Genomic DNA, 2,544 nt, shown 5'->3' with positions numbered 1-2,544 from the left:
ACCGAGAACGGCCTGATCGCAGTCGAGCTCACCGGTTCGCAGATCTACTCACCCGCCGGCCAGCTGGTCATCAACCTGCCCGCCGGAACAACCCTCGAGCTCCGCGCCGCCGAAGGCGCACGTCCCACCCTCCTGCTCGAAGACGAAATCGTCATCACCGGAGCCGCATCCAGCACAGCGGTCCTGAACGGCCTGCTCATCGCCGCCGCCCCGGCAACCAACCCGGCCACTCCGTCGCCCGTCGCCCTGGTGCATGCGCCGGCTCTGTTGACTGACGGCAGCTACAGCCACCTAGCCCAGCTCAATCTGACCCATTGCGCCCTCGTTCCTGGATGGTCGGTCAAGCCGCAAGGCGAGCCACTGTTCCCTACCAGCCCCACGCTGCTGGTCGAACCCGCGGGGTTGCACGTTATCGTTGCCCGCTCCATCCTCGGACCCGTTCGCGCGACGAGGCTGGTCATCTTCACCGCCTCCGACAGCATCATCGACGCCACCGCCCCCACCGACATCGCCTACTCCGCCCCCGACGCCGCAGTCGACGGCCCCAGCGGCGGCGAACTTACCCTGGTCGGCTGCACCGTCATCGGCAAGGTTCACGCCACACTCTTCACCCTCATCTCGGACAGCATCTTCTGGGCCTGGCTTGCTCCCGGAGACACGTGGGTCGCCCCGATGATCGCCGACCGCAAACAGGCCGGCTGCGTCCGCGTCAGCTACTTACCCACCGGAGCCATCACCCCGCGACGTTTCCAATGCGTTGAGAAAGCCCCCGGCACACCACAGCCGCTATTTTTCGCCTTGCGTTACGGGCACCCTGGCTATTGCAAACTGCTCGCCACCACAAACGATCGCATCCGCCGCGGAGCCGACGACGGCGGCGAGATGGGCGTCTTCCACTATCTGCTAGCGCCTCTGCGCGAGACCGACCTGCGCATCCGCATGCAGGAGTATCTCCCCGTCGGCATGGAATTTGGATTGATTCACCAGAACTGAGCGAAGAGAAAAGGGCCGAACAAAACGGAACAGCACGAACACGAACGAAAAGACACGCAGGAGGCAGTACAGTGAGCTTCGACACAAGCCGTTTTACCTTCGATCCCTTCAAGAACTACTCCGGCGTCGTTATGGAACAAGGGCGCGTCCAGCTCGACTCCGACTGGAACGACTGGCTCGCCCAACTCTCGCGCCGCATCCAGGCCGGGACGCTCGACATGTTGGGCCGCGCAGCTTACCCGCCGACCACCCCCTACGCCTTCCTCATAACCTTCGACGGCGCGGGCAAGCTCACCATCGGTCCCGGCCGCATGTACGTCGACGGCCTGCTTGCAGAAAACCACGGCGATCCCGCCGCTGCAACCTGGGACCCCGCCTTGGCCGAAATCTCCGGCTCGCCCCAGCCTCCACTGTCAACGGAGACCGGGGCCATCCCCTTCACCAGCCAGCCCTGGTTGCCGGGTGTGACGCTGTCCGGCAATGGCGGCACCTTCCTCGCCTACCTCGACGTGTGGACCCGCGAGGTCACCTATCTTGAGGACTCAAACCTCATCGACCCCGCCGTCGGCATCGACACCACCGGTCGCCTTCAGACAGTCTGGCAGGTCAAGCTCGTCGCGATGAACGCCGGTGTCACCTGCGCCACCGCTGGCAACCCGTGGCCAGCGGCCTCAAGCGCCCTGTTGACCACCGCGCCCATCACCAACACACCCTCCGGCCCCTGCTGCCTCACCACCAACACCGGCTACACCGGCATGGAGAACCAGAACTATCGCGTCGAGATCCACACCAAGGGCTCCATCGGCACAGCCACCTTCAAGTGGTCGCGTGACAACGCCTCAGTCGAAACCTGCGTGACCGGCATCCTCGGTGTAACCAACTCCGTCGGAGCAGCGGCCAGCCAACTCACTGTGCTCAGCATGGGCCGCGACCAGGTGCTCGGCTTCGCCCCCGGCAACTGGATTGAAATCATCGACGACGACCTCGAACTAGCCAGCCTGCCCGGCGAACTGCACCTCATCGACACCATCGACTTCGCCGCAAAAACCATTACCCTCGACGCCAACATCAGCGCCACCAGCTTCCCCGTCGACGGCTCCAACCAGACCACCGCCAGCCGCCACACCCGCATACGCCGCTGGGATCAGTCCGGCAAAGTCTTCGCCAGCGACGGCACCACACTCATCACCGACCTGGGCGCCGCCGGCAGCACCGGCGAAATCCTCATCCCGGCCGCCGGAACCGCCGTCATTCTCGAAAACGGGATCACCGTCTCCTTCGACCTCAGTTCATCCACCGGCTCCTTCAACACCGGCGACTTCTGGACCTTCGCCGCGCGCACCGCCGACGGCAGCATCGAGCAGCTCAAGGACGCTCCGCCACGCGGCATCCACCACCACTACACCGGCCTTTCCGTCGTCAACTTCGACACCGGAACCGCCACAGACTGCCGCAACCCATGGAAGCCCTGCGACGACGACTCCTGCAGCTGCTGCTGCACCGTCACGGTAGGCGACGGCGTCGAAAGTTTCGGCAAGTACACCTCCATCC

At 64.6% G+C, this 2,544-nt stretch carries 2 protein-coding genes; both read left to right on the top strand.

Annotated features, from left to right (window positions below; all coding sequences use genetic code 11):
• Positions 1-993 (top strand): hypothetical protein (locus tag VFG33_RS06725; RefSeq protein WP_524538119.1); only part of this gene is annotated, 993 nt, incomplete at its 5' end.
• A gap of 71 nt (positions 994-1,064) precedes the next feature.
• Positions 1,065-2,544: DUF6519 domain-containing protein (locus VFG33_RS06720; RefSeq protein WP_325023524.1), on the top strand; the 1,480-nt coding region annotated here is incomplete at its 3' end.

Origin of the sequence: Kribbella sp. (assembly GCF_035687465.1) — a bacterium.
Lineage (GTDB): Bacteria > Actinomycetota > Actinomycetes > Propionibacteriales > Kribbellaceae > Kribbella.
This window is presented reverse-complemented; position numbering and strand designations above follow the sequence as displayed.